The organism is Paenibacillus sp. LPE1-1-1.1, assembly GCF_040676435.1.
Taxonomy (GTDB): Bacteria; Bacillota; Bacilli; order Paenibacillales; family Paenibacillaceae; genus Pristimantibacillus.
The window spans coordinates 1-476 of record NZ_JBEGHY010000014.1 but is presented as its reverse complement, the minus strand read 5'-3'; the positions used below and the strand labels follow the sequence as shown (position 1 = coordinate 476).

The following is a 476-nucleotide window of genomic DNA, read 5'->3' as shown; positions in this document are numbered from 1 at the left end:
GGATAAGCGTTTAAAGGCCTGATTCAGCATTTCAGAGACTAAGGAGTATGTAGGACGAGACCCTACTGTGTAGGTGATAATTTCACCGTTAAACAAGTCCAGCACAGGTGATAAATACAGCTTTTCACCAAACAGCTTAAATTCTGTAATATCGGTAACCCACTTCTCATTTGGTTTTTCCGCTTGAAAATTACGTTCGAGTACGTTAGGAGCAATTTTACCTACTGTTCCTTTATAGGAACGATATTTCTTCATACGAACCACTGATTTCAACCCTAATTCTTTCATGATACGCTGCACTTTTTTATGATTAACTGGATAATCCCGATTAAACAGCTCATCACGGATACGACGATAGCCGTAACGACCTTCATGCTCATCATAAATGGATTGAATAAGGAGCTTCAGTTCTGCGTCTGTATCGGGCTTGTCAAACTGTTTCACCAAGTAATAAAAAGTGCTGCGAGGGATATCTG

1 protein-coding gene is annotated in these 476 nt (G+C 39.9%); it reads right to left on the bottom strand.

The window, feature by feature from the left end:
* Window positions 1-476: IS3 family transposase (locus MRBLPE1_RS16770; RefSeq protein ID WP_364147385.1), on the bottom strand; the 476-nt coding region annotated here is incomplete at both ends.